We start from the raw sequence: 18,753 nt of genomic DNA, 5'->3' as shown, positions 1-18,753 counted from the left end.
TCCCGCCGCTCCCGGCCCGGTCGCCGATCGATCGGTGCATAGTGGAGCCATGTCCGAGGATCTCGACTACTACTCGACGCTCATCGCGGTCGCCGACGACTGCCCGGTGACCGCCGCGGAGGTGCCCAGGGCCCGGGGCGGCAAGCCCACCGTCGCCGTCCTGCAGTATGAGCTGCTCTCCGGCGCGCCGTACGGCCTGACGCAGGAGGACGTGCTGTTCGAGACCTGGTTGCGCCGGCAGGACCTGCCCGCGGACCTGTCCGGCGCGCGCCGCGCGGAGCTCAGAAAGGAGTTCTTCTCCCGTCCTCAGGCGTGCCTGCGGTCGTCGCCCCTGGCCAAGAGGTACGGCTGGGGGCTGCTGTTCGACCGGGACGGCCGGATCGCGTTGTGCCCCATGGAGTCGGAGGAGTACCGGCGCCTGGTGGGCGACACCGTGGAAGACGCTGTGGGCGACGCCGTGGAAGACGCCGTGGGCGGCGCGGGGAACGGCAGGGCGGAGGCCGGGAACGACGGCGTGCGCGTGCTCAAGGCGTTTCGCTCGCGCCGCTCCTGATCCCGTTGTCTCACGCGGACCGCCGGCTCCGCGCCCATGCCGCGCGCTCGCGCCGCTCCTGACCCGTCACGCTCGCGCCGCTACCGGCGCCGCCTGCTGTTTTCCGCGCGCGGAGGGCACGCCGTCCCCGGTTTGCCGCCACCGGCCGGGGGTACGCCCGGTGGTTCAGCGGGGAGCACGGGGACCAGCCGGGGACAGACCGGGGATCAGCCGGGGCGGCCGGGAAGGGCGGGCCTCATGAGCGAAGCCGAACTCAGCGTGCGGATCCCCATCGGCGAGGTCGTGCTCGACGCGGACGTGGCGGTCCCACGGGAGGCCCGGGGAGCGGTGCTGTTCGCCCACGGCAGCGGCAGCGGCCGGCACAGCCCGCGCAACCGCTACGTCGCCGGGGAACTGCAGCGGGCCGGACTGGCCACCGTCCTGGCCGACCTGCTCACAGCGGAGGAGGAGCGCGCCGACGCCGTCACCGGTCACCTGCGCTTCGACATCGGCCTGCTCGCCGGGCGGGTGGGCGCGCTGGCCGACCGGCTGCCCGGGGACGAGGCCGTCGGGGGCCTGCCCATCGGCCTGTTCGGCGCGAGCACGGGCGCCGCCGCCGCGCTCGTCGCCGCGGCGGCGCGGCCCGGCGGTGTCAGGGCGGTGGTGTCCAGGGGCGGCAGGCCCGACCTCGCGGAGGGCGCGCTCGGCTCGGTGCGTCAGCCGACGCTGCTTATCGTGGGGGAGCGCGACTCCGTCGTCCTCGGTCTCAACCGGGAGGCGATGCGCATGATCACCGCCCCTGTCCGCCTGGAGATCGTGCCCCGCGCCACGCATCTGTTCGAGGAGCCGGGCGCCCTGGAGACGGTCGCGGGGCTCGCTCGCGACTGGTTCCTGCGTCACCTGGCGGGTGGAGCGCCCCCCGCCTGAGCTGCCCCGCTACGATCTGACCTCATGGAACAGCGCGTGTTGGGCAGGACGGGCAAGCAGGTGGGCGTCGTCGGGCTGGGGGCCTGGCAGCTCGGGGCCGACTGGGGAGAGGTGAGCGAGGCCGACGCCCTGGCCACGCTCAACGCCGCGGTCGACGCCGGGACCACCTTCATCGACACGGCCGACGTGTACGGCGACGGCCGCAGCGAGAAGATCATCGGGAAGTTGCTGAAGGAGCGGTCCGGCCTGACCGTGGCCACCAAGATGGGCCGCAGGGTGCAGCAGACGCCCGAGGTCTACACCCTCGACAACTTCCGCGCCTGGACCGACCGCTCCCGCGCCAACCTGGGCGTCGACACGCTCGACCTGGTGCAGCTCCACTGCCCGCCCAGCGCCGTCTTCGACACCGACGAGGTCTTCGACGCACTCGACACGCTGGTCGCCGAGGGCCGCATCGCGGCGTACGGCGTGAGCGTGGAGACGGTGGCCGAGGCGCTGACCGCGATCGCGCGCCCCGGCGTGGCCACCGTGCAGATCATCCTCAACGCCTTCCGGCTGAAGCCGCTGGACGAGGTCCTGCCCGCCGCCGAGAAGGCCGGAGTCGGGATCATCGCCCGGGTCCCGCTGGCGAGCGGCCTGCTGTCGGGCAGGTACGGCCCGCAGACGGTCTTCGCGGAGAACGACCACCGCAACTTCAACCGCCAGGGTGAGGCGTTCGACGTCGGCGAGACCTTCTCCGGCGTCGAGTACGGCGTGGGCCTCCAGGCGGTCGAGCGGCTGCGCGGCCTCGTGCCGGAGGGCATGACGATGGCGCAGTTCGCCCTGCGCTGGGTCATCGACCAGCCCGGAGTAAGCGTCGTCATCCCCGGCGCCCGCAATCCCCGGCAGGCCGAGGCCAACGCGGCGGCGGCGCGGTTCGCGCAGCTGCCGGCCGAGACGCACGATGCGGTCCGCGGGATCTACGACGACCTGATCCGCCCCCAGGTGCACCACCGCTGGTGACGGCCCGGCCCGGGCCGGCGTGCCGCCGTCGCTGATCCGGCCCGGACGCCCCGGCGCGGGCTCGCCGCGCCGCGATGAGGCAGGCGATCCGCCACAGCCGCGCTCGTGCCGTGCGGGGCGCATCCGATCAGGGGGATCCGCTCGAATCACCCTACGTGGAGACGTGGGAGACCGCGGAGAAGAGGGCGGCCCGGTCTGACGGCACGCCCTCCGGGCGGCGCGGGCCGCGGGAGGGCGGGTCGTGGCCGCCCAGGCGGCCAGTGAGACGGCCGGTGAGGCTGTCGATGAGGCGGCCGGTGACGGGGACGGCGAACCCCTCGCGCCCGAAGAACGCCTGGTTGAACGCGACCGGCGTGGCCGCGCTGGCCGCGATGGTGGCCGCCCAGATCGTGACCGGGCTGCGCCCCCAGGACCTCCGCCTCACCACCGTGGTCGTGGTCCTGCTCGCGGCGAGCGCTCTCGCCTTCGCCGCGGCGGCCTACACCCCGCGCAGGGCGGCGGCCGCGTTCACGGCCGCGGTGGCGGCGGGCTACGCCGCCGAGTGGATCGGCACGAGGACCGGCCTGCCCTTCGGGGCCTACCGCTACACCGGCGCCCTGTGGCCGCGGCCCGGCGGCGTCCCGCTGATCGTCGCCCTCGCCTGGGGCGGCATGGGCCTGGCCGCCCACGCCGTCGCCCGGCGCGTGGCGCCCCGCGGCCGGCTGGTGCCGGTCATCGCCGGAGCCTCGGCGCTCACCGCCTGGGACCTGTTCCTCGATCCGCAGATGCTCCGGCTCGGACTGTGGGTCTGGGCGGAGCCGGGGCCGTACCGGGGCGTGCCGCTCGGCAACTTCGCCGGGTGGCTGCTGGTCTCCCTCCTGGTGATGCTGGTTCTCGACCACCTCACCGGCCGTGCCGCCTCCGGGCGGGAGCACGGGCCCGTGGGAGGCGGCCGGGGCGGACGGGCGGCGGGGGCGACCGGGCTCGTGGTCCTCTACACGGTGATGGCGGCGATGGAGACCGTCGGCTTCGCCGTGGTCTTCCGGCCGCCCGATGTGTTCGTGGCCGCCGCCGGAGGGCTCGCGATGGGGACGTTCGCCCTGCTCGCCTGGGAGCGCTCATGGCGGAGGTGATCGTGGTCGGGGGCGGCGTCGGCGGGATGGTGGCCGCCCTGCTGCTCGCGCGGGACGGGCACGACGTGCGCCTGTACGAGCGGCTGCCCCGGCTCGGCGGCAAGCTGGCCGAGCACACGCGGGACGGCTTCACGTTCTCGGCCGGCCCGTCGCTGCTCACGTTGCCCGGTCTCTTCCTGGACCTCGGCGTCCCGCTCGACCTGCTCGAACTCCACGAGCTGTGCCGTTATCACTGGGCGGACGGCTCGGTGCTGCCGACGTACCGCGACCCGGAGCGTACGGCGCAGGAGGTGGACCGGCTCGCGCCGGGCGAGGGCCGCAACTGGCGGGCCTTTCATCGCTGGGCCGAGCGCTGCCTGGACGCCTCCGCGCGCACGTTCTTCGCGGGACCGTCGTCCGGGCCCGTCGTCGAGCCGCCGTTCCGCGCGGCGGGCCGGCGGCCGGATGATCGCCGGGGCGATCGGCAGGCGGGTCGGCAGAGCGGGGAGCCGGGCGGGCCTCTGGCGCGTCCCCGGCCGGGCGACCTGCTCGCGGTCGCGCCGGGCCGCACCCTGCATGCCCTGGCGGGCCGCTTCTTCCGGGACGCCCGCCTGCGCCAGTACGTCGATCGCTACGCCACCTACGCCGGGTCGAACCCCTACCGGGCGCCCGCGGCCCTGGGCTGCGTCCCCGCGATCGAGCACGGCGACGGCGGGTGGTACGTGCGGGGCGGCCTGCCCCGCCTCGCGGACGCGCTGGCGCTGTCGCTCGACAAGGCGGGCGTCGAGATCCGCCTGGAGACCGAGATCACCGAGGTCATCGCCGGCGCGGGGCGGGTCGGCGGCGTCCGTACGGCCCGGGGGGAGGCGGTCCGCGCCGACATCGTGGTCGTCAACGCCGACGCGGCCTGCCTGTACGGGCGGCTCCTACCCGATCGAGCCCGGCTGCGCCGGATCGCGCGGCTGGGCCTGTCGTCGTCCGCCTTCCTGCTGCTCGCGGCCGTGGAGGGGCGGACCGAAGGCATGGCGCATCACTCGGTCGTGTTCTCCGCCGACTATCGGCGCGAGTGCGGCGACATCTTCGACCGGCGCCGGCCGCCGGAGGACCCCACGGTCTACATCGCCTGCCCGGTGGTGGACGACCCCGCCCAGGCTCCCGAGGGCGCGGAGAGCTGGAGCATGCTGGTCAACGTTCCCGCGGGGGACCCCGGGCGCTGGCCGATGCCGCCGGAGGCGTACGCGGAGCTCGTCCTCGACCGCCTGGCGAGCAGGGGGTACGACCTGTCCGGGCGGCTGCGCTTCCTCGACCTGCTGACCCCGGCGGACCTGCGCGACCGGTACGGCGCGTGGGGCGGGGCGATCTACGGCGGCGCCTACGGCGGCCCGTTCGCCCCCTTCCGCCGTCCCGCCAACCGGGGGCCGCTGCGCGGCCTGTACCTCGTCGGCGGGTCCGCGCATCCGGGAGGCGGGCTGCCGCTGGTCGCGATGGGCGGGCGGATCGTGGCCGCGTTGGTGCGCCGCGACTTCCCCGGCTCCGCACGACGGCCGGGGGAGGCGCGAGGGTGAGGACCGGGGCGCGCGGGGCCTGCGGGGGCGCCGGGGCTTCCGGCGCCGCCGGGAGTGCCGGGGTGGTCAGGAGTGCCGGGCTGATCAGGAGGGCCGGGGTGGCCGGGACGGCCGCGGGGGTGCTCACCGCCGCCCAGGCCGTCGCCGCCCTCGTCGTGCTGGTGCGGCTCGCCCGCGGCCGCCGACGGCTCCCCCCGCTCGCGGCACCCGTGCAGGGTGGACGTCCGGGCATCTCGGTGGTCGTGCCGGCGAGGGACGAGGAGCGGCGGCTCGGTCCCTGCCTGCGGGCGGTGCTGGCCGATCCCGCCGTCACCGAGGTGATCGTGGTGGACGACGAGTCGTCGGACGGCACCGCGCGGCTCGCCGCCGCGTACGGCGCGACGGTGGTGCGCGGAGACCCGCTGCCCGACGGCTGGGTGGGCAAGCAGTGGGCGCTGCACCAAGGGGTGCGGGAGGCGCACGGCCAGATCGTGGTCACTCTGGACGCCGACACCCGGCCCCGTCCCGGCCTGTTCGGCGCGCTCGCCGCCGCCCTCGGGGATCACGACCTGGTCAGCGCGGGCCCGCGGTTCGTCTGCGACGGCCTCGCCGAGCAGGCGCTGCACGCGTCGTTCCTCGCCACGCTCGTCTACCGGTTCGGGCCCATCGGGCCTGCGGCCCCGCCACCGCCCCATCGGGTGGTGGCCAACGGCCAGTGCCTGGCCTTCCGGCGGGAGGCGATGCGGCAGGCCGGCGGCTTCGCCCGGGTGAGCGGCCACATGACCGACGACGTCGCTCTCGCCAGAGCACTGGCCGCCGACGGCTGGAGGGTCGGCTTCCTCGACGCGGGAGACCTGCTGGAGGTCGACATGCACGAGTCTGCGGGCGAGGTGTGGCGGGAGTGGGGGCGTTCGCTGCCGCTGCGCGACGTCACCCGCCCCGTCTGGCAGGCGGCCGATCTCGCCGTCGTCTGGCTCGCCGCCGCGTTGCCTGCGCTCCGCCTGGCCGCCGGTCGGCCGACCCGGCTCGACCTGACGCTGCTCGCCGTACGCGTGCTGCTCACCGCCGCGCTGCGGCGCAGCTACGCCCGGCCCGGCGCGGGCGTCGTGCTGTCGTTCCTGCTCGACCCGTTCACGGCCGTACGGCTGACGCAGGCGACGCTGCGGCCCGTCAGGACCTGGCGGAACCGCGCCTACCGCGCCTGCCCTGCCTGCCGCGCCCGCCGTGCCGGCGACCCCGGCCCCGCCGCCTCCGCCGATGCCGTCACGTGCGGCGCGCGGCCAGCGCCGCCTGCCCGAAGCGCAGCCCGATGAGGCACATCAGCGCGCCCGTCGCGGCGACGTGGCCGATCGGCGCGAACGGCAGCTGCAGCAGCGGGATCGCGAACACCCCGGCCCGCGCCCCGATCGCGAACGATCGCGTGAACAGGAACGCCACTGCCAGGACGGCGAGCGCGAGGACGAACGCGGGCGGGCAGATCACCGCCATGCCGCCGGCGAAGGTCAGCACCGAGCGCCCGCCGCGGAACCCGGCGAAGACCGGCCAGGCGTGCCCGATCATCGCGGCCCCCACCGCCAGGTACGCGGCCGGGGCGCTTGCGCCGGCGACCACTCCCGGCCCGGTCGTGTGCGCGCCGACCGCCAGCAGCCCGAGCAGCCCGGCGAGCAGGCCCTTGGCCATGTCCCCGGCGAAGACCGGCGCGGCGGCCCGGAGGCCGAGCCGTTCGCGCACGTTCCAGAAGCCGGGGTTGCGGTCGCCCACCTCCCGGGGGTCGACGCCCCGCCGCCCCCCGGCCAGCACCGCCACCGGGATCGAACCGAGAAGGTAGCCGCCGATGAGCGCCACCAGCATGGGGACGAGCGGTGGGAGTGTCGTCACGTTCCACCTCCAGAGGTACGCGGACCGGGGGGCGATGCGCCACATGGCCTTCGACCGCCCGGTGCTGCGCCGCACCGGGGGGCTGCTGTTCTGGCGGCTGCTCGGCACGGGCCGGGGGCCGTCGACGACCCTCGGCGCCGATCTGCGCCGCTGGGCACTGCTCGCCGTCTGGCAGGACGAGCGGGCGCTGGAGGAGTTCTGGGCCCACTCGCCGATCCCCGCCAGGTGGCGGCGCGAGGCGATCGAGACCTGGCACGTACGGCTCGCGCCGATCGCCTCGCGCGGACGCTGGAACGGCGTCGAGCCGTTCACCCCCCTGACCCGCGGCCCGCACAGCGGGCCGGTGGCGGTGCTGACCCGGGCGTCGATCCGGCCGTCGCGGCTGCCGGCGTTCTACCGGAACGTACCCGCCGTCGACCGGTCGCTGCGTGCCCAGGAGGGCTGCCTCGCCTCCGTCGGGCTGGGGGAGTGGCCGCTGGCCCGGCAGGCGACCTTCTCCCTGTGGCGCGACGCCGCCGCCGTACGCGCGTTCGCCTATGCCGGGCGGGCGCACCGCGAGGTCGTCGGACGGGTCCGCGCTCACGACTGGTACTCGGAGGAGTTGTTCGCCCGGTTCATTCCCTACGCGAGCGCGGGCACCTGGGACGGCGCCGACCCCCTCGCCGCGTGGGTCATGGGACGTCCGGGAGGCGGCACGCCCGAGCGCTGAGAGGCCGGAGGCGACAGCGTCATGTCCTGACGACACCCCGCGGGGTCGGGACTGCCATGGGCTCAGGGGACGCACCTGAGTCCCAAGCCTCCGGCAAGCGCGTGAGTGGGTGGCGGTCACCGACGAGGGCGCCGGCTTCGCTTCGGACACAACCGGTCCGGGGCTCGCGGGGCTCGCGGGGCCGCGCGACCGCGTCGAAGCGGCCGGAGGGCGCCTCGAGATCGGCTCGGCCCTCGGCGTCGGTACTACTGTCGTCGCATCGTTCCCGACCTCGGTGATGGAAGATGCGACAGCCGCCTGACACGCCCCTGCGGGTCGTCCTCGCCGAGGACCACTACCTCGTTCGCGAGGGCACCCGGCAGTTGCTCGATCCGGACGGCCACGTCCTCGCCGTCCTCGCGTTCCTGGCCAATCCCCGTCATGAGCCGTAACCGGGCCCGCCGTACGGGAGCTCACCACCCGGGGTGGAGCGCGAGACGGTCGCCGAGACGGGCCACGACCTCGCCCTCGGCCAGGTCGCGCGCCACGACGCAGGCCCGGGCGATGGTGCCGGCCCGGGAGGAGCCGTGCGCCACGACGACGGTGCGCGTGAGCCCGAGCAGGGCCGCGCCGCCGTGCGTCTCGGGGGCGTAACGGCGCGCCACCCGGTGCAGCCCGGCGGAACCGGTCACGCCCTCCGCCGCCGCGAGGGCGAGCGTGGCGCGCACGGTGCCCTCCACGTTCTTCAGCACGACGTTGCCGGTGAAGCCGTCGGTGACGATCACGTCGGCGGCCCCCGTGAGCACGTCGCCGCCCTCCACGTTGCCCTGGAAGCGCAGTGGCAGGCCGCGCAGCAGCCTCTCGGCCCGGCGGGTCAGCCGGTTGCCCTTGCCGGGCTCCGCGCCGATCGACAGCAGCCCGACACGAGGATCGGCCACGCCCAGCACGAGCTGCGCGTACGACGCCCCGAGCAGCGCGAACTGGGCGATCATCTCCGGCGTCGGATCCACGGTCGCGCCGGCGTCGACCAGGACGGTGGCCCCGCCCGCCGTCGTCGGCAGCGCCACGGCCAGCGCGGGGCGCAGCACGGCGGGCGCGGTGCCGAGCCGGTCGGCCGCGCACGCGACGACGGCCCCGGTGGACCCCGCCGACACGAAGGCCGCGCCCGCCCCGCCCCGCACGAGATCGAAGCCGACGGCCAGGCTGGAGCAGGCCATGCGGACCGCACCCGCACCCCGCTCGGTCATCGGCACGACCTCGGCGGCGTGCGCGACGTCGACCTCGCCCGCCGCCCCGAGCCGGGCCAGTTCCCCGCGGACGACCCCGGCCCGGCCGACGAGGACGACCGGCACGCCGTGTTCCCGCCATGCCTCGACCGCCCCCCGCACGATCTCCGCGGGCCCGTGGTCTCCGCCCATGGCGTCCACCACGACCGGCCGGGGCATCGCGTCCGGATCCACCTCACGCCACCTCCACGCGCCGCTCGGCCCGTACGGCGGCGCGCGCGGCGAGCAGGTAACGGGCGAAGATCGCCACTCGGCGCCGCCGGGGAACCGTCGCCCGCCTCGCCAGCACGTCGTGCCCGGCGGCCTCGATCTCGTTCAGGATGCCGCCGTACAGCTCGTACGCGGCCTCGATGCACGGCCGGGACGACGGCGCGAGCAGCGCGATTCCGTCACGGGCCCGCCGGTAGTGGTCGCGGGCGCGGTCGCACTCGCAGGCCACCAGCTCCCGCACGGCCGCGGTGGCGTACGGCGCGGCCAGGTCGGCCTCGCGGACGCGGAACTTGTCGAGGTCCGACAGCGGCAGGTAGACGCGGCCCCGTGTCAGGTCCTCGCGCACGTCGCGGATGAAGTTCGTGAGCTGGAAGGCCAGCCCGAGCTGGCGGGCGGGCTCGCGGGCCCGTTCCTCCTCGCCCGGCAGGGCCTCCAGCACCGGCAGCATCATGGTCCCGATGGCCGCCGCCGAGCCCTCCATGTATCCGAGCAGGTCGTCGTAGGTCGCGTACCGGTGCACGGTGAGGTCGGCGCGCATGGACGCGAGGAACGCCCGCACGTCGTCCTGGTCGATCTCGAACGCGCGCACCGTGTGCGTGAACGCGGAGAGCACCGGGTCGCGGGCGCGGTCGCCGTCCAGCGCGGCGGCGAGCCGGGAGACCAGGCGATCCAGCGCCGCGGCCCGGTCGCCGGTCAGCGCGAACGAGTCCACGATCTCGTCGGCGTAGCGGGCGAAACCGTACAACGCGTGGACATGCGGCCGTTTCCAGGCGGGCAGCAGGCGGGTGGCCAGGTAGTACGAGCGGCCGTAGCTCGCGTGCAGCCTGCGGCACCACTCATAACCGGCCGTCAGGGTCGCGGCCGGCGCCTGAGGCGGCGTGCTCATGGGGTGCTCTCCAGGATGCGTTCGGCGGCCAGACGGCCGGAGATCAGCACGGGCGGCACCCCGACCCCGGGGGCCGTGTACATGCCCGCGAAGTGGAGGCCGGGGACCCGCCGGGCCGCCCCGGACGGGCGGAACCACGCCGTTTGAGTAAAACGGGCGTCGAGGGCGAAGGGCGTGCCGGCCGAGTGGCCGCGCCTCCGCCAGGCGGGGGGATCGAACACCAGCCGGGGCGTACCGGACAGGTCGCCGTACCCGAGGCCGGCGAGCCGCTCCAGCATGCGGTCCACCAGGCGGGGGGTGAGGACCGTCCAGTCGGCGCCGCTCCGGGTGTTCGCGGTGGGCTCCAGCACGCTGAGTACGGCGCGCCCGCCGCCGGGCCCGTGGTGATCAGGCCCGTGGTCGTCAGGCCCGTGGTTGTCAGGCCCGTGGTTGACAGGCCCGTGGTGATCAGGACAGGTCACCAGCAGGTTCGGGTCGGGCTGCGGTCTGCCCGCCTCCAGCGCCGCGAACGTCGTCTCCCACTCCTGCCCGAAGTGCAGGGTGTGGTGGGCCTGCCCCTCCGGACGCCGGTCGAGCGCGAAGTGCGCCACGAGGCAGGAGGGGGAGAACCGGGGCCGGCGCAGCCGCCAGTCGGCCGCCTCCTCCGGCAGCAGGCCGTCGCCGCCCCGCCGGCCGAGGGCCCGGAGCAGGTCGCAGGCCACCACGGCGTGCCGGGCCGCGAGCCGTTCGCCGGTGTCGAGGCGGACGGCGACGACCCCCGCCCCGTCGGTCTCGATCCGGGTGGCCCGCACGCCGTACCGGAAGAGCGCCCCGGCCTTCTCGGCGGCTGCGGCCATGGCCCGGGGGACGGCGTGCATGCCGCCCTTTCGAGGGAAGTAAACCCCGCCGACCGTGTCCATGTGGGCGATCACCGCGTACACGCCGAGGGCGCGGCGCGGCGACAGGCCGACGTACAACGCCTGGAACGTGTGCGCCCTGATCAGCCGCTCGTCGGTGAGGTGACGCCGCACGAGCCCGTCCATGCGGCGGAAGCCGCCGAGCGCGGCCAGCCGCGCCAGCGCGTACGGCCGGGCGAGCGCGCGCAACCGGGTCATGTCCCGGTCGATGAACGCGCTCCACTCGGCATCGAACAGCTCTCCCAGCGACCGCCGGAACCGCCGGTAGCGCGCGGCCTCCGCGGGCCCGCACAGCGCGCGCACCTGCTCGGTCATCGCGTCGGCCCCCGCCACCACGTCGAGCCGCGACCCGTCGTGGAAGGTCAGCCGGTAGTACGGATCGAGCCGCCGCAGCGGCAGCCAGCGCTCTAGATCCTGCCCGGCGGCGGCGAAGGTGTCGGCCAGCACTCCCGGCATGGTCAGCACCGAGGGCCCGGTGTCGAAGCGGTGGGAGCCCAGGGTGGCCGTGCCGCAGCAGCCGCCCGGCACTTCGGAGGCCTCCACGACCGTCACCTCGTGCCCCGCCCCCGCCAGCCGCATGGCGGCGGCCAGACCGCCCAGCCCGGCGCCGACGACCACGACCGGTCCGCCCGCGCGCATCAGCGGGCCCCGCCGGTCGCGGGCCCGCTGACGGGCGCGGCCGAGCCGGCCGGAGGGGCGACGCCCTGCCGGGGACCGGGCCGGGACAGCGGCGCGGGGCCGTCCTGGCCTCGGGGAAACAGGCCGGACGGGTTGAACAGGTCGAGCAGATCGAACAGGTCGAACGGGGACGGGGCGAACAGACGGCGATCGAACGGCTCCCGCGTCTGGTCCCGAACGCTGCCGGTCTCGCGGGTCAACGTCACCATGGGTCCTGCTCCTTCGATCGTTACGGTGATCGGCGGCGCCGTCAGTAGAGTTTTCGCGCCCGCCCGCTCCGGCGGTTGCATCCGCACAGGGCCGCCGCGCCGAAACAAGGCCAGGGGCGGGCCGGTGGCCGGGACGGCCACGAGCGCCGTGCGCGGGGGCGGCCACGAGCGCCGTGCGCGGGGGCGGCCACGAGCGCCGTGCGCGGGGAGGTCACGAGCGGCGGGTTCCGAGGCGTGCCGGTCCCGCCGGTCCCGACGTGCGGAGCCCGGGCCCTCCCTACGGAGCGCTGGCCGGGGGCTGAGAGGCTGGCCATAGGGAGGGCGGGTGGCCGGAGGACGGCGAGCGGCCGGGATGACCGGCGGGACGGACGCGGGGTGAGCGCGTGACGCGCGAGGGCGCACCGGGGGCCGGCGAGAACGCGGCCGCGGAGGAGGAGCCGGGTTACGGCATCGGAGCCGTCTCCCGGCGGCTCGGCGTGCCCGCGTCCACGCTGCGCACGTGGAACCTCAGGTACGGCATCGGCCCGAGCAGGCGCAGCCCCGGCGGCCACCGCCGGTACGACAACGCGGACCTGCGCCGCCTGGAGGAGATGAACCGGCTGATCCGGACCGGTATGCCACCGGCCGACGCCGCCAGACAGGCGCTGCGGCTGCGGCCCGTGCCCGGGGAGGAAACAGCGCCGCCGGAGTCCGCCGTTCCCTTCGAGTCCCCAGCGCCCTTCGTGTCCCCCGCGCCCTTCGAGCCGCCCCAGTCGTTCCAGCCATCCGTTCCGCCGGGGGCGCAGGGGCCGTCGGCGGCCGTTTCCCCGTCGGCCGCCCCGTCACCCCCGGCGCCACCGTTCTCCGCCGTACGGCCGGCCCCGGAATTCGGATTGCTGTCGGCGGTCATGCTGGTCCGCGCGGTGACGGCGCTCGACGCGACGACCGTGAACGCGGGGCTGGACGCGGCGCTGGCCGCGCACGGCGTCGTGTGGACGTGGGAGCGGCTCGTGCTGCCGGTGTTCGCGGCCGTCAGCCGCAGGCAGCAGGACACCGGAACCGGGATCGACATCGAGCACCTGTTCTCCGACCGGCTCCAGGCGGCGCTGACGCGGTTCGCCGCGCGTGCGCCCTCGCCCGTGCATCCCCGCCCGGTCCTGCTGGCCGGCGCCGAGGAGGAGCAGCACGCGCTGCCGATCCACGCGCTGGCCGCCGCGCTCGGCACGCTCGGGGTGGATACCCGCGTGCTCGGTGCCCGCACGCCCTACACCGCGCTGGCGGGCGCGATGCGCCGCCTCGGTCCCGCGGCGGTGTTCGTGTGGTCGCAGATCCGTCAGACCGGTGATCCGGCACCGCTGGCCGCTCTGCCGAGGCTCCGCCCCGCCTGCCGCGTCGTGGTCGGCGGCCCGGGCTGGGGGGACGGCCTGCCCTCGGAGGTCGTCCGGGTGACGACGTTTCGCGACGCCATCTCGGCGGTAATGACCACTCTGCGGTGATTCGTGCGTCTTTGACGCATTATTGATTCAGTGTTCGGTGATCGTGGGTGTTCCCTCCGGGTGCGGGCAGTTATGAATAGGTTTTGAGTAACTTCTCCGGCGAAGGGGGCCCGGATGGAGGAGACGCTGGAGTTCCGGCTCGCCACGGGGGACGCGGGAGCCCTGGGGGAGTGCTACCGCGCCCACTCCCCGGCCGTGCGCTCCTACCTGCGCAGACTCGTGCCGTCGCAGGACGTGGAGGATGTCCTGCAGGTCGTCTTCACGGAGGTGTGGCGCTTCCAGCACCGCTTCGACCCGGGCCGCAGCCTGTCGGCCTGGCTGTACGGAATCGCCCGCAACCGCGCGGTGGACCATCTGCGGGCGCGTACGCCGGCGACGGTGCCGCTGGAGGCTGTGCCCGACCCGGCGGGACACGACGGCCGGCTGGACGGCGACGAGTTCGCCGACCGCGACCGGATCCGGCGCGCGCTGGCCGCGCTGCCGCAGGTGCAGCGCCAGGCGATCGAGCTGGCGTACTACGGAGACCTGACCCAGCGGGAGATCGCCGAGCACCTGCGGGTTCCGCTCGGCACGGTCAAGGCGCGTACGGCGCGCGGCCTGCACCGCCTGTCCACGCTGTTGCGGGCGGCCTGACCATGACAACCGTGGTCAGGCCGAGGGTGGCGGTGTCGAGCTGCCTGCTGGGCGCTCCCGTACGGTTCAACGGCGGCCACAGCCGGGATCGCTTCCTCACCGAGGAGCTCGCGGAACACGTTGACTGGGTGCCGATCTGCCCGGAGATCGAGATCGGTCTCGGCGCCCCGCGCGAGACGCTCCGGCTGGAGCGCTCCCCGGACGGGCCCCGGCTGGTGACCCGCCGGACCCGCGAGGACCTGACCGCCCCGATGACCGGCCTCGCCGCCGGGCGCGCGGCGGATCTGGCGGACGTCGACGGCTACGTGTTCAAGTCCAGGAGCCCGAGTTGCGGGCTCCACGGGATCCCCGTGTGCGCCGGGGGAAACGGGCCGGCCGACCGGCACGGTGAGGGGATCTTCGCCGCCGCCATCACCCGCGCCCGCCCGGAACTGGTCGTCGAGGACGAGGGCCGGCTGCACGACGCCGTGCTGCGGGAGGCCTTCGTCGAGCGGATCTTCGCCTCGGCCCGCCTGCGGGCCCTGCTGGCCGGCGACTGGCGCCCACGCGACCTGGTCGCCTTCCACGCCCGGCACAAGATGCAGATCCTCTCCCACGCGCCCGCGGCGTACCGGGAGATCGGGCGGCTGGTGGCCGCGGCGGGAGAGTTGCCCCGGGAGGCGCTGGCCCGCGAGTACGACCGTGCGTTCCGGGCGGCCCTCGCCACCACGGCCACGGTCGGGCGCCACGTCAACGTCCTGCATCACTGCCTCGGCATGATCGGCGGGCAGCTCGATCCGGTCCGCCGGGCCGATCTGGCCGAGGTGATCGCGTCCTACCGGGCCCGCAGGGTCGCCCTGACGGTGCCGCTCGCCCTGCTCAGGCACCACGCGAGGGGCGCGGGGGTCGAGTACGTCCGCGACCAGACGTACCTGTCGCCCTATCCCGACGCGCTGCGCCTGCGCAACCACGTTCCCGCATGAGCTCGTCCTCGCAGGGGTGCTCCCGCATGAGCGTCGCCCGCTGGGCAGAGGACCCCCTATGCGACGCACATCGACGAAGACCCTGATGGGCACGGCGCCATCGCCCGCCACAACCCGGAGGCCTGAAGGCCGGCCGACCACATGGGGGAGTCACGGACGCTCGGGCCTGGCTCATCCGGCGTCGACCTGCGCCGGGGGCGGAGCCTTCACCACGACCCGCGCGCCCCAGCGGGAGTAGTACGTGTCGGTCTGCCCGCCGCCGCCGATGACACGTTTGTCACGGTCGGGCTTCCTCGCCCACTGCGTGGTCAGCCGTACGATCCGGCCACGGCCGTCCACCCACAGGCTCCAGCCGATCTTCACCGGGCTCGACTTGCCGAACTCCTCGCGGCACGCGGCCGACACCGCGCACAGGGCCTTCGCCGTGACGATGCCGCTGTAGCGCGTGGCCGCGACGCCCTTGACCTTCTGACGCATGGCCTGGCCGCTCCGAGTCGCGTAGACCACACGCAGCGCCGCGGGATCGAAGACGTCGATCGACTGGCCGGACGCCTGGTACGGCCGCATGGCGAGGTCCGGGCTGTACGCCCAGCTCTTGCCCGCGGGCAGGGCGTCCGACCACAACCCGCCCCGGGCGTAGGTCTTGCCGCCGGCGATGAGGAACCTGAACGTCTTCCCGGACTTGGTCACCCGTTTGATGGACGCGCCGGTGAGCCTTCCCTTGCCGAAAGCCACAACTCCGGAGGTCCGGAAGATCGTCGGGTCCGATCTGTCGTCCCCGATCCACGACTTCTCGGTCTCCGTGAACGTCACCCCGCGCCCCTGGACCAGTGCCTTGCTCAGGACGGCCGAGGGATCGGGTGTTCCCGCGCTCGCCCGTACGGGAGAGACGAGGACCGCGATTCCCGCGACACCGACGGCCAGGCAGATGCGGGTAGACGACACTGAAGTGCTCCTTTCACGCAATGGTGAGAAATCTTGGTCGTCACCGCGTGACGACGCAAGCCCTTTCCCGGCGCCCGAGCGGACGCTGGAACCCGGCCTCCGAGCCGTGGTGACCGATCTGTGGACGTCCGGCGGCAGGGGACGGGGCGGGTCCTACTGCGCGCTGCCTCACGGCGCCCTGTCTCAACAGGTCCTAACAGAATGATCTCTGCTGTCCTTTGATCTCTCGCTGTAGCCAAGCGATGGGAGCATCAGCGAGCGGCCGCAACGTCCCCGATCTTGATCGGGCGAGGAGGCAGAAGCGGCTCTCGTGCGGACATGTCTCGGATCATGGCAGGGGAAACCTGTCGGTTCCGGCTGATATCCGTGATCACCTAGCGTTTCAGATCATGAGGGGAGCCGTGTGATGACGTCAGCGGGCCGATGGGACCACACGGACCCGGCCACGAGGGCCGCCTACCAGCGGTTCGACGAGCTCACCGAGCAGGGACTCGAGCCCGGCCCCGGCGTCGACTGGAGGGTCTACGGCACCTACGCGCAGATGAAACTCTGGCTGGGGCCGGAAGGCGGCCACGACTACGACGAGCGGGTGCTGCGCGTGGTCCGGTCGGTGGCCGAGCGCGACATCGACTTCACCTACCGGGAAGCGCACCACCTCATGGAACGGGCGGGGTACTGGGTGCGGCAGGGGCACACCCGCTACGAGGAGCTGTTCCGGATCCCGCTCGCGGCGGCCCGCCGGTTCGACCACCAGCTGCGCCGGGACCTGCTGCGCTGGCTGACGTCGGGACCGTGGCTGAAGGACGCGCGGGCGCTCCTGGCCGAGCAGGTGGCCGAGCTGCTCACCGAACCCGCCGAGCACGGTCCGGCCGGGGTGGTCAGGACCGAGATCGGGGACACCGACCACTTCGCCCGCATGCTGGCCGAGGAGTACGGCGCGCGCCTGGTCGAGGTGCTGCCGCTGTTCCGCCACTGGAACACCGCCCGCTCGACCAGACCCAGCGCCCGGTGGCTGAGGAACGCCGCGCGGATGCTCACTCCAGGCGCGGTCGCCCTGGTCCGTGAGCTGCTCACGCGGCTGGCGGCCTACCGGGGCGGAGACTGGGTCGTCCGCTACGACGACGAGGAGTGGTGGGACAAGGTCTTCCTCAAGGAGGACACCATCGTCGTGGTGCGCGGCATCCTGTGGACCTGCCAGGTCATCGACGAGCGCTGGGTGACCTCGCTCGTCACCGACGTCGCGATGACCTGCGGCACCGGCAGCAACGGGATGGGCTCCACGTGCCGCTGCGAGCCCGTCACCAACGCCGCCGTCGGCGTCCTGGCCCGCAGGGGCGGCCTCGACGTGATCGTCCCGCTGTCCGGAATCCAGGCGAAGGTGCGCGCGAGGTCCGTACAGAGGAATCTGAGCCTCGCCCTCGACGCGGTGGCCGTCGAGAACGGGCTGACCCGCGAGCAGCTGCTCGATCGGACGGTCCCCACCTTCGGCCTGGACACCGGCGGCGTCCGCGAGGAGAAGATCGGCGACTACCGGGTCAGGTTGTGCTCCGACGTGCCCGCTCTGCGCTACGTGAACGCCGCCGGCAAGACCGTCAAGTCGCTGCCGAAGGATCTGCGCGCGGAGCTGTCCGATCTGCGGGCCACCCTGAAGGAGCTCAAGCTGGCGCAGGCGGCCGTGCGGTCCCGCTTGGAACAGGCGATCGTTCATGAACGGACGTGGCGCTGGCGCGAGGTGACCGAGTACTTCCTCGACCATCCCGTCACCGGCCCCTACGCCCGCACCCTGGTCTGGCAGATCGCCGGCGGCCCGGCGGCCCTGCCGGTCAAGACCGCCGACGGCTGGGAACTGGCCGGTTACCGCCCCGCCCCCGACGCCGTGGCAGGCCTGTGGCATCCGATCCACGCGACCGCCGACGAGGTTGCGGCGTGGCGCGACCATCTTCTCGAAGGTGGTGTACGCCAGCCGTTCAAGCAGGTCTTCCGCGAGCTCTACCTGCTGACCCCCGCCGAGGAGCGGACCGGCACCTTCTCCAACCGTTTCGCCGGCCACATTCTGCGCTACGGCCAGGCCCGGACCCTGCTGGGCCAGCGCGGCTGGACCGGCCGGTCGATCGGCAACTGGGACTACGAGAACGGCGGCGACCAGGGCGAGGTGGTGCGCGACCTGGCGGGCTGGCAGGCCCGATGGGCCATGCACATCGTCTCCGCCCCCGGAGCCGGGACCACCATGCTGTGCGCCACCGAGGGCATCACCTTCCACCGCGACGGGCAACCGGCGTCGATGGCCGATCTTCCGCCGCTGGTGCTGTCGGAGATCCTCCGCGAGGCCGACCTCGCCGTGGGCGTGGCCTCGGTCGCCCGCGACGACCAGGCGCTGATCGGCCACGAGGGTTACTGGCGCTCCCACGGCTTCGGCGAGCTGACCGAGACGGCCAAGACCCGGCGCGAGGTGCTGGCGCGGCTGCTGCCGAAACTGAAGATCGCCTCCCGGGTGGAGCTGACCGACAGATTCCTTCGCGTACGGGGCGATCTGAAGACGTACAAGATCCATCTGGGGTCGACGAACATCCTGATGGAGCCCAACGACGCGTACCTGTGCATCGTCCCGGCGAGCGGGCGCGCGGCCGGATCGGTGTTCCTTCCGTTCGAGGACGACGGGGGGACGCTGTCGGTGATCCTTTCGAAGGCGTACCTCCTGGCCAACGACACGGCGATCACCGACCCGACGATCATCCGGCAGCTCGGCTGAACTACCCCCCAGGCACCGTCGCATCAGATCCCCGGAAGTCACCAGCCGCCTGGGCGGATCGGGCATCCTCAGCCGGCGCCGAGTCCGGGGTCGGGGAACGCGGGGTCAGCGGTCGGGTTCGCGGTTCGCGTACCAAGCGGCGGTACTTTTCGTGGTCGCATC

The 18,753-nt window shown here is 74.2% G+C and carries 19 protein-coding genes; 13 read left to right on the top strand and 6 right to left on the bottom strand.

Going from position 1 to position 18,753, the window contains the following annotated elements; translation table 11 throughout:
- The first annotated feature begins 49 nt into the window (after positions 1-49).
- The 6 genes from ACQPZZ_RS25180 (at position 50) to ACQPZZ_RS25155 (ending at position 6,409) form a co-directional block, all read left to right on the top strand.
- The gene (locus tag ACQPZZ_RS25180; RefSeq protein WP_432922752.1) at positions 50-553 is read left to right on the top strand and encodes a DUF6157 family protein; all 504 of its coding nucleotides are present in this window, start codon (positions 50-52) and stop codon (positions 551-553) included.
- Positions 554-790: 237 nt separating this feature from the next.
- The gene (locus tag ACQPZZ_RS25175) at positions 791-1,459 is read left to right on the top strand and encodes a dienelactone hydrolase family protein (protein ID WP_432922750.1); all 669 of its coding nucleotides are present in this window, start codon (positions 791-793) and stop codon (positions 1,457-1,459) included.
- 24 nt (positions 1,460-1,483) lie between these two features.
- Positions 1,484-2,461, top strand: coding sequence for an aldo/keto reductase (locus ACQPZZ_RS25170; RefSeq protein ID WP_432922747.1), 978 nt, complete (start codon positions 1,484-1,486; stop codon positions 2,459-2,461).
- Between the two features lie 296 nt (positions 2,462-2,757).
- On the top strand, positions 2,758-3,573 hold the full coding sequence (locus ACQPZZ_RS25165) for a carotenoid biosynthesis protein (RefSeq protein ID WP_432922744.1): 816 nt from the start codon (positions 2,758-2,760) through the stop codon (positions 3,571-3,573).
- Entirely contained in the window at positions 3,561-5,117 is a 1,557-nt protein-coding gene (locus ACQPZZ_RS25160; protein WP_432922741.1) for a phytoene desaturase family protein, read from the top strand. The genes ACQPZZ_RS25165 and ACQPZZ_RS25160 overlap by 13 nt, the downstream gene beginning before the upstream one ends.
- A gap of 62 nt (positions 5,118-5,179) precedes the next feature.
- Positions 5,180-6,409, top strand: coding sequence for a glycosyltransferase (locus ACQPZZ_RS25155; RefSeq protein ID WP_432922738.1), 1,230 nt, complete (start codon positions 5,180-5,182; stop codon positions 6,407-6,409).
- Here ACQPZZ_RS25155 and ACQPZZ_RS25150 read toward each other — a convergent pair.
- Positions 6,360-6,974: a glycerol-3-phosphate acyltransferase gene (locus tag ACQPZZ_RS25150; RefSeq protein WP_432922736.1), complete on the bottom strand. Its 615-nt coding sequence runs from the start codon at positions 6,972-6,974 to the stop codon at positions 6,360-6,362. The genes ACQPZZ_RS25155 and ACQPZZ_RS25150 overlap by 50 nt on opposite strands.
- Between ACQPZZ_RS25150 and ACQPZZ_RS25145 the strand changes: the two genes are divergently transcribed.
- The 3 genes from ACQPZZ_RS25145 (at position 6,931) to ACQPZZ_RS25135 (ending at position 8,114) form a co-directional block, all read left to right on the top strand.
- Positions 6,931-7,683 carry a spheroidene monooxygenase gene (locus ACQPZZ_RS25145; RefSeq protein ID WP_432922733.1) on the top strand — a complete coding sequence of 251 codons (753 nt, stop codon included), beginning with the start codon at positions 6,931-6,933 and terminating at the stop codon, positions 7,681-7,683. The genes ACQPZZ_RS25150 and ACQPZZ_RS25145 overlap by 44 nt on opposite strands.
- A 109-nt stretch (positions 7,684-7,792) precedes the next feature.
- Entirely contained in the window at positions 7,793-7,984 is a 192-nt protein-coding gene (locus tag ACQPZZ_RS25140; protein ID WP_432922730.1) for a hypothetical protein, read from the top strand.
- Positions 7,968-8,114 (top strand): hypothetical protein, encoded by a 147-nt coding sequence (locus tag ACQPZZ_RS25135; RefSeq protein WP_432922728.1) that lies wholly within the window; start codon positions 7,968-7,970, stop codon positions 8,112-8,114. The genes ACQPZZ_RS25140 and ACQPZZ_RS25135 overlap by 17 nt, the downstream gene beginning before the upstream one ends.
- A 21-nt stretch (positions 8,115-8,135) precedes the next feature.
- Here the strand turns inward: ACQPZZ_RS25135 and plsX are convergent, their stop codons facing one another.
- From plsX to ACQPZZ_RS25115, 4 genes are read right to left on the bottom strand one after another with little or no spacing between them, the layout of a single operon-like run.
- A complete protein-coding gene (gene plsX / locus ACQPZZ_RS25130; protein WP_432922725.1) occupies positions 8,136-9,122 on the bottom strand; it encodes a phosphate acyltransferase PlsX in 987 nt (328 codons plus the stop codon).
- 1 nt (position 9,123) lies between these two features.
- The gene (locus tag ACQPZZ_RS25125) at positions 9,124-10,044 is read right to left on the bottom strand and encodes a phytoene/squalene synthase family protein (protein ID WP_432922722.1); all 921 of its coding nucleotides are present in this window, start codon (positions 10,042-10,044) and stop codon (positions 9,124-9,126) included.
- Complete coding sequence (locus ACQPZZ_RS25120) at positions 10,041-11,579, bottom strand: phytoene desaturase family protein (protein ID WP_432922719.1); 1,539 nt, start codon at positions 11,577-11,579, stop codon at positions 10,041-10,043. The genes ACQPZZ_RS25125 and ACQPZZ_RS25120 overlap by 4 nt, the downstream gene beginning before the upstream one ends.
- Positions 11,579-11,827, bottom strand: coding sequence for a hypothetical protein (locus ACQPZZ_RS25115; RefSeq protein WP_432922715.1), 249 nt, complete (start codon positions 11,825-11,827; stop codon positions 11,579-11,581). Before ACQPZZ_RS25115 ends, ACQPZZ_RS25120 begins: the two co-directional genes overlap by 1 nt.
- A 383-nt stretch (positions 11,828-12,210) precedes the next feature.
- Between ACQPZZ_RS25115 and ACQPZZ_RS25110 the strand changes: the two genes are divergently transcribed.
- The 3 genes from ACQPZZ_RS25110 (at position 12,211) to ACQPZZ_RS25100 (ending at position 14,897) form a co-directional block, all read left to right on the top strand.
- On the top strand, positions 12,211-13,302 hold the full coding sequence (locus tag ACQPZZ_RS25110; protein ID WP_432922712.1) for a MerR family transcriptional regulator: 1,092 nt from the start codon (positions 12,211-12,213) through the stop codon (positions 13,300-13,302).
- 114 nt (positions 13,303-13,416) lie between these two features.
- Complete coding sequence (locus tag ACQPZZ_RS25105) at positions 13,417-13,935, top strand: RNA polymerase sigma factor (RefSeq protein WP_432922709.1); 519 nt, start codon at positions 13,417-13,419, stop codon at positions 13,933-13,935.
- A 2-nt stretch (positions 13,936-13,937) separates the two neighbouring features.
- Complete coding sequence (locus ACQPZZ_RS25100; RefSeq protein ID WP_432922706.1) at positions 13,938-14,897, top strand: YbgA family protein; 960 nt, start codon at positions 13,938-13,940, stop codon at positions 14,895-14,897.
- 171 nt (positions 14,898-15,068) lie between these two features.
- Here ACQPZZ_RS25100 and ACQPZZ_RS25095 read toward each other — a convergent pair whose 3' ends face one another.
- Complete coding sequence (locus tag ACQPZZ_RS25095; protein ID WP_432922703.1) at positions 15,069-15,842, bottom strand: hypothetical protein; 774 nt, start codon at positions 15,840-15,842, stop codon at positions 15,069-15,071.
- A gap of 406 nt (positions 15,843-16,248) precedes the next feature.
- On the opposite strand from ACQPZZ_RS25095, the gene ACQPZZ_RS25090 reads away from it, so the two are divergent.
- A complete protein-coding gene (locus ACQPZZ_RS25090) occupies positions 16,249-18,591 on the top strand; it encodes a DUF4132 domain-containing protein (RefSeq protein ID WP_432922700.1) in 2,343 nt (780 codons plus the stop codon).
- Positions 18,592-18,753: the final 162 nt, after the last annotated feature.

This window comes from Microbispora sp. CA-135349 (assembly GCF_050947365.1).
GTDB lineage: Bacteria > Actinomycetota > Actinomycetes > Streptosporangiales > Streptosporangiaceae > Microbispora.
The sequence above is the reverse complement of the archived record's forward strand: the minus strand, read 5'-3'. Positions and strand labels throughout refer to the sequence as shown.

Excerpts from the sequence above, each read along its gene's own strand:
- ACQPZZ_RS25180 (WP_432922752.1), top strand. The coding sequence starts at position 50 with ATGTCCGAGGATCTCGACTACTACTCGACGCTCATCGCGGTCGCCGAC.
- ACQPZZ_RS25175 (WP_432922750.1), top strand. The coding sequence starts at position 791 with ATGAGCGAAGCCGAACTCAGCGTGCGGATCCCCATCGGCGAGGTCGTG.
- ACQPZZ_RS25170 (WP_432922747.1), top strand. The coding sequence starts at position 1,484 with ATGGAACAGCGCGTGTTGGGCAGGACGGGCAAGCAGGTGGGCGTCGTC.
- ACQPZZ_RS25160 (WP_432922741.1), top strand. The coding sequence starts at position 3,561 with ATGGCGGAGGTGATCGTGGTCGGGGGCGGCGTCGGCGGGATGGTGGCC.
- ACQPZZ_RS25145 (WP_432922733.1), top strand. The coding sequence starts at position 6,931 with ATGAGCGCCACCAGCATGGGGACGAGCGGTGGGAGTGTCGTCACGTTC.
- ACQPZZ_RS25135 (WP_432922728.1), top strand. The coding sequence starts at position 7,968 with ATGCGACAGCCGCCTGACACGCCCCTGCGGGTCGTCCTCGCCGAGGAC.
- ACQPZZ_RS25125 (WP_432922722.1), bottom strand. The coding sequence starts at position 10,044 with ATGAGCACGCCGCCTCAGGCGCCGGCCGCGACCCTGACGGCCGGTTAT.
- ACQPZZ_RS25120 (WP_432922719.1), bottom strand. The coding sequence starts at position 11,579 with ATGCGCGCGGGCGGACCGGTCGTGGTCGTCGGCGCCGGGCTGGGCGGT.
- ACQPZZ_RS25115 (WP_432922715.1), bottom strand. The coding sequence starts at position 11,827 with ATGGTGACGTTGACCCGCGAGACCGGCAGCGTTCGGGACCAGACGCGG.
- ACQPZZ_RS25105 (WP_432922709.1), top strand. The coding sequence starts at position 13,417 with ATGGAGGAGACGCTGGAGTTCCGGCTCGCCACGGGGGACGCGGGAGCC.
- ACQPZZ_RS25100 (WP_432922706.1), top strand. The coding sequence starts at position 13,938 with ATGACAACCGTGGTCAGGCCGAGGGTGGCGGTGTCGAGCTGCCTGCTG.
- ACQPZZ_RS25090 (WP_432922700.1), top strand. The coding sequence starts at position 16,249 with ATGACGTCAGCGGGCCGATGGGACCACACGGACCCGGCCACGAGGGCC.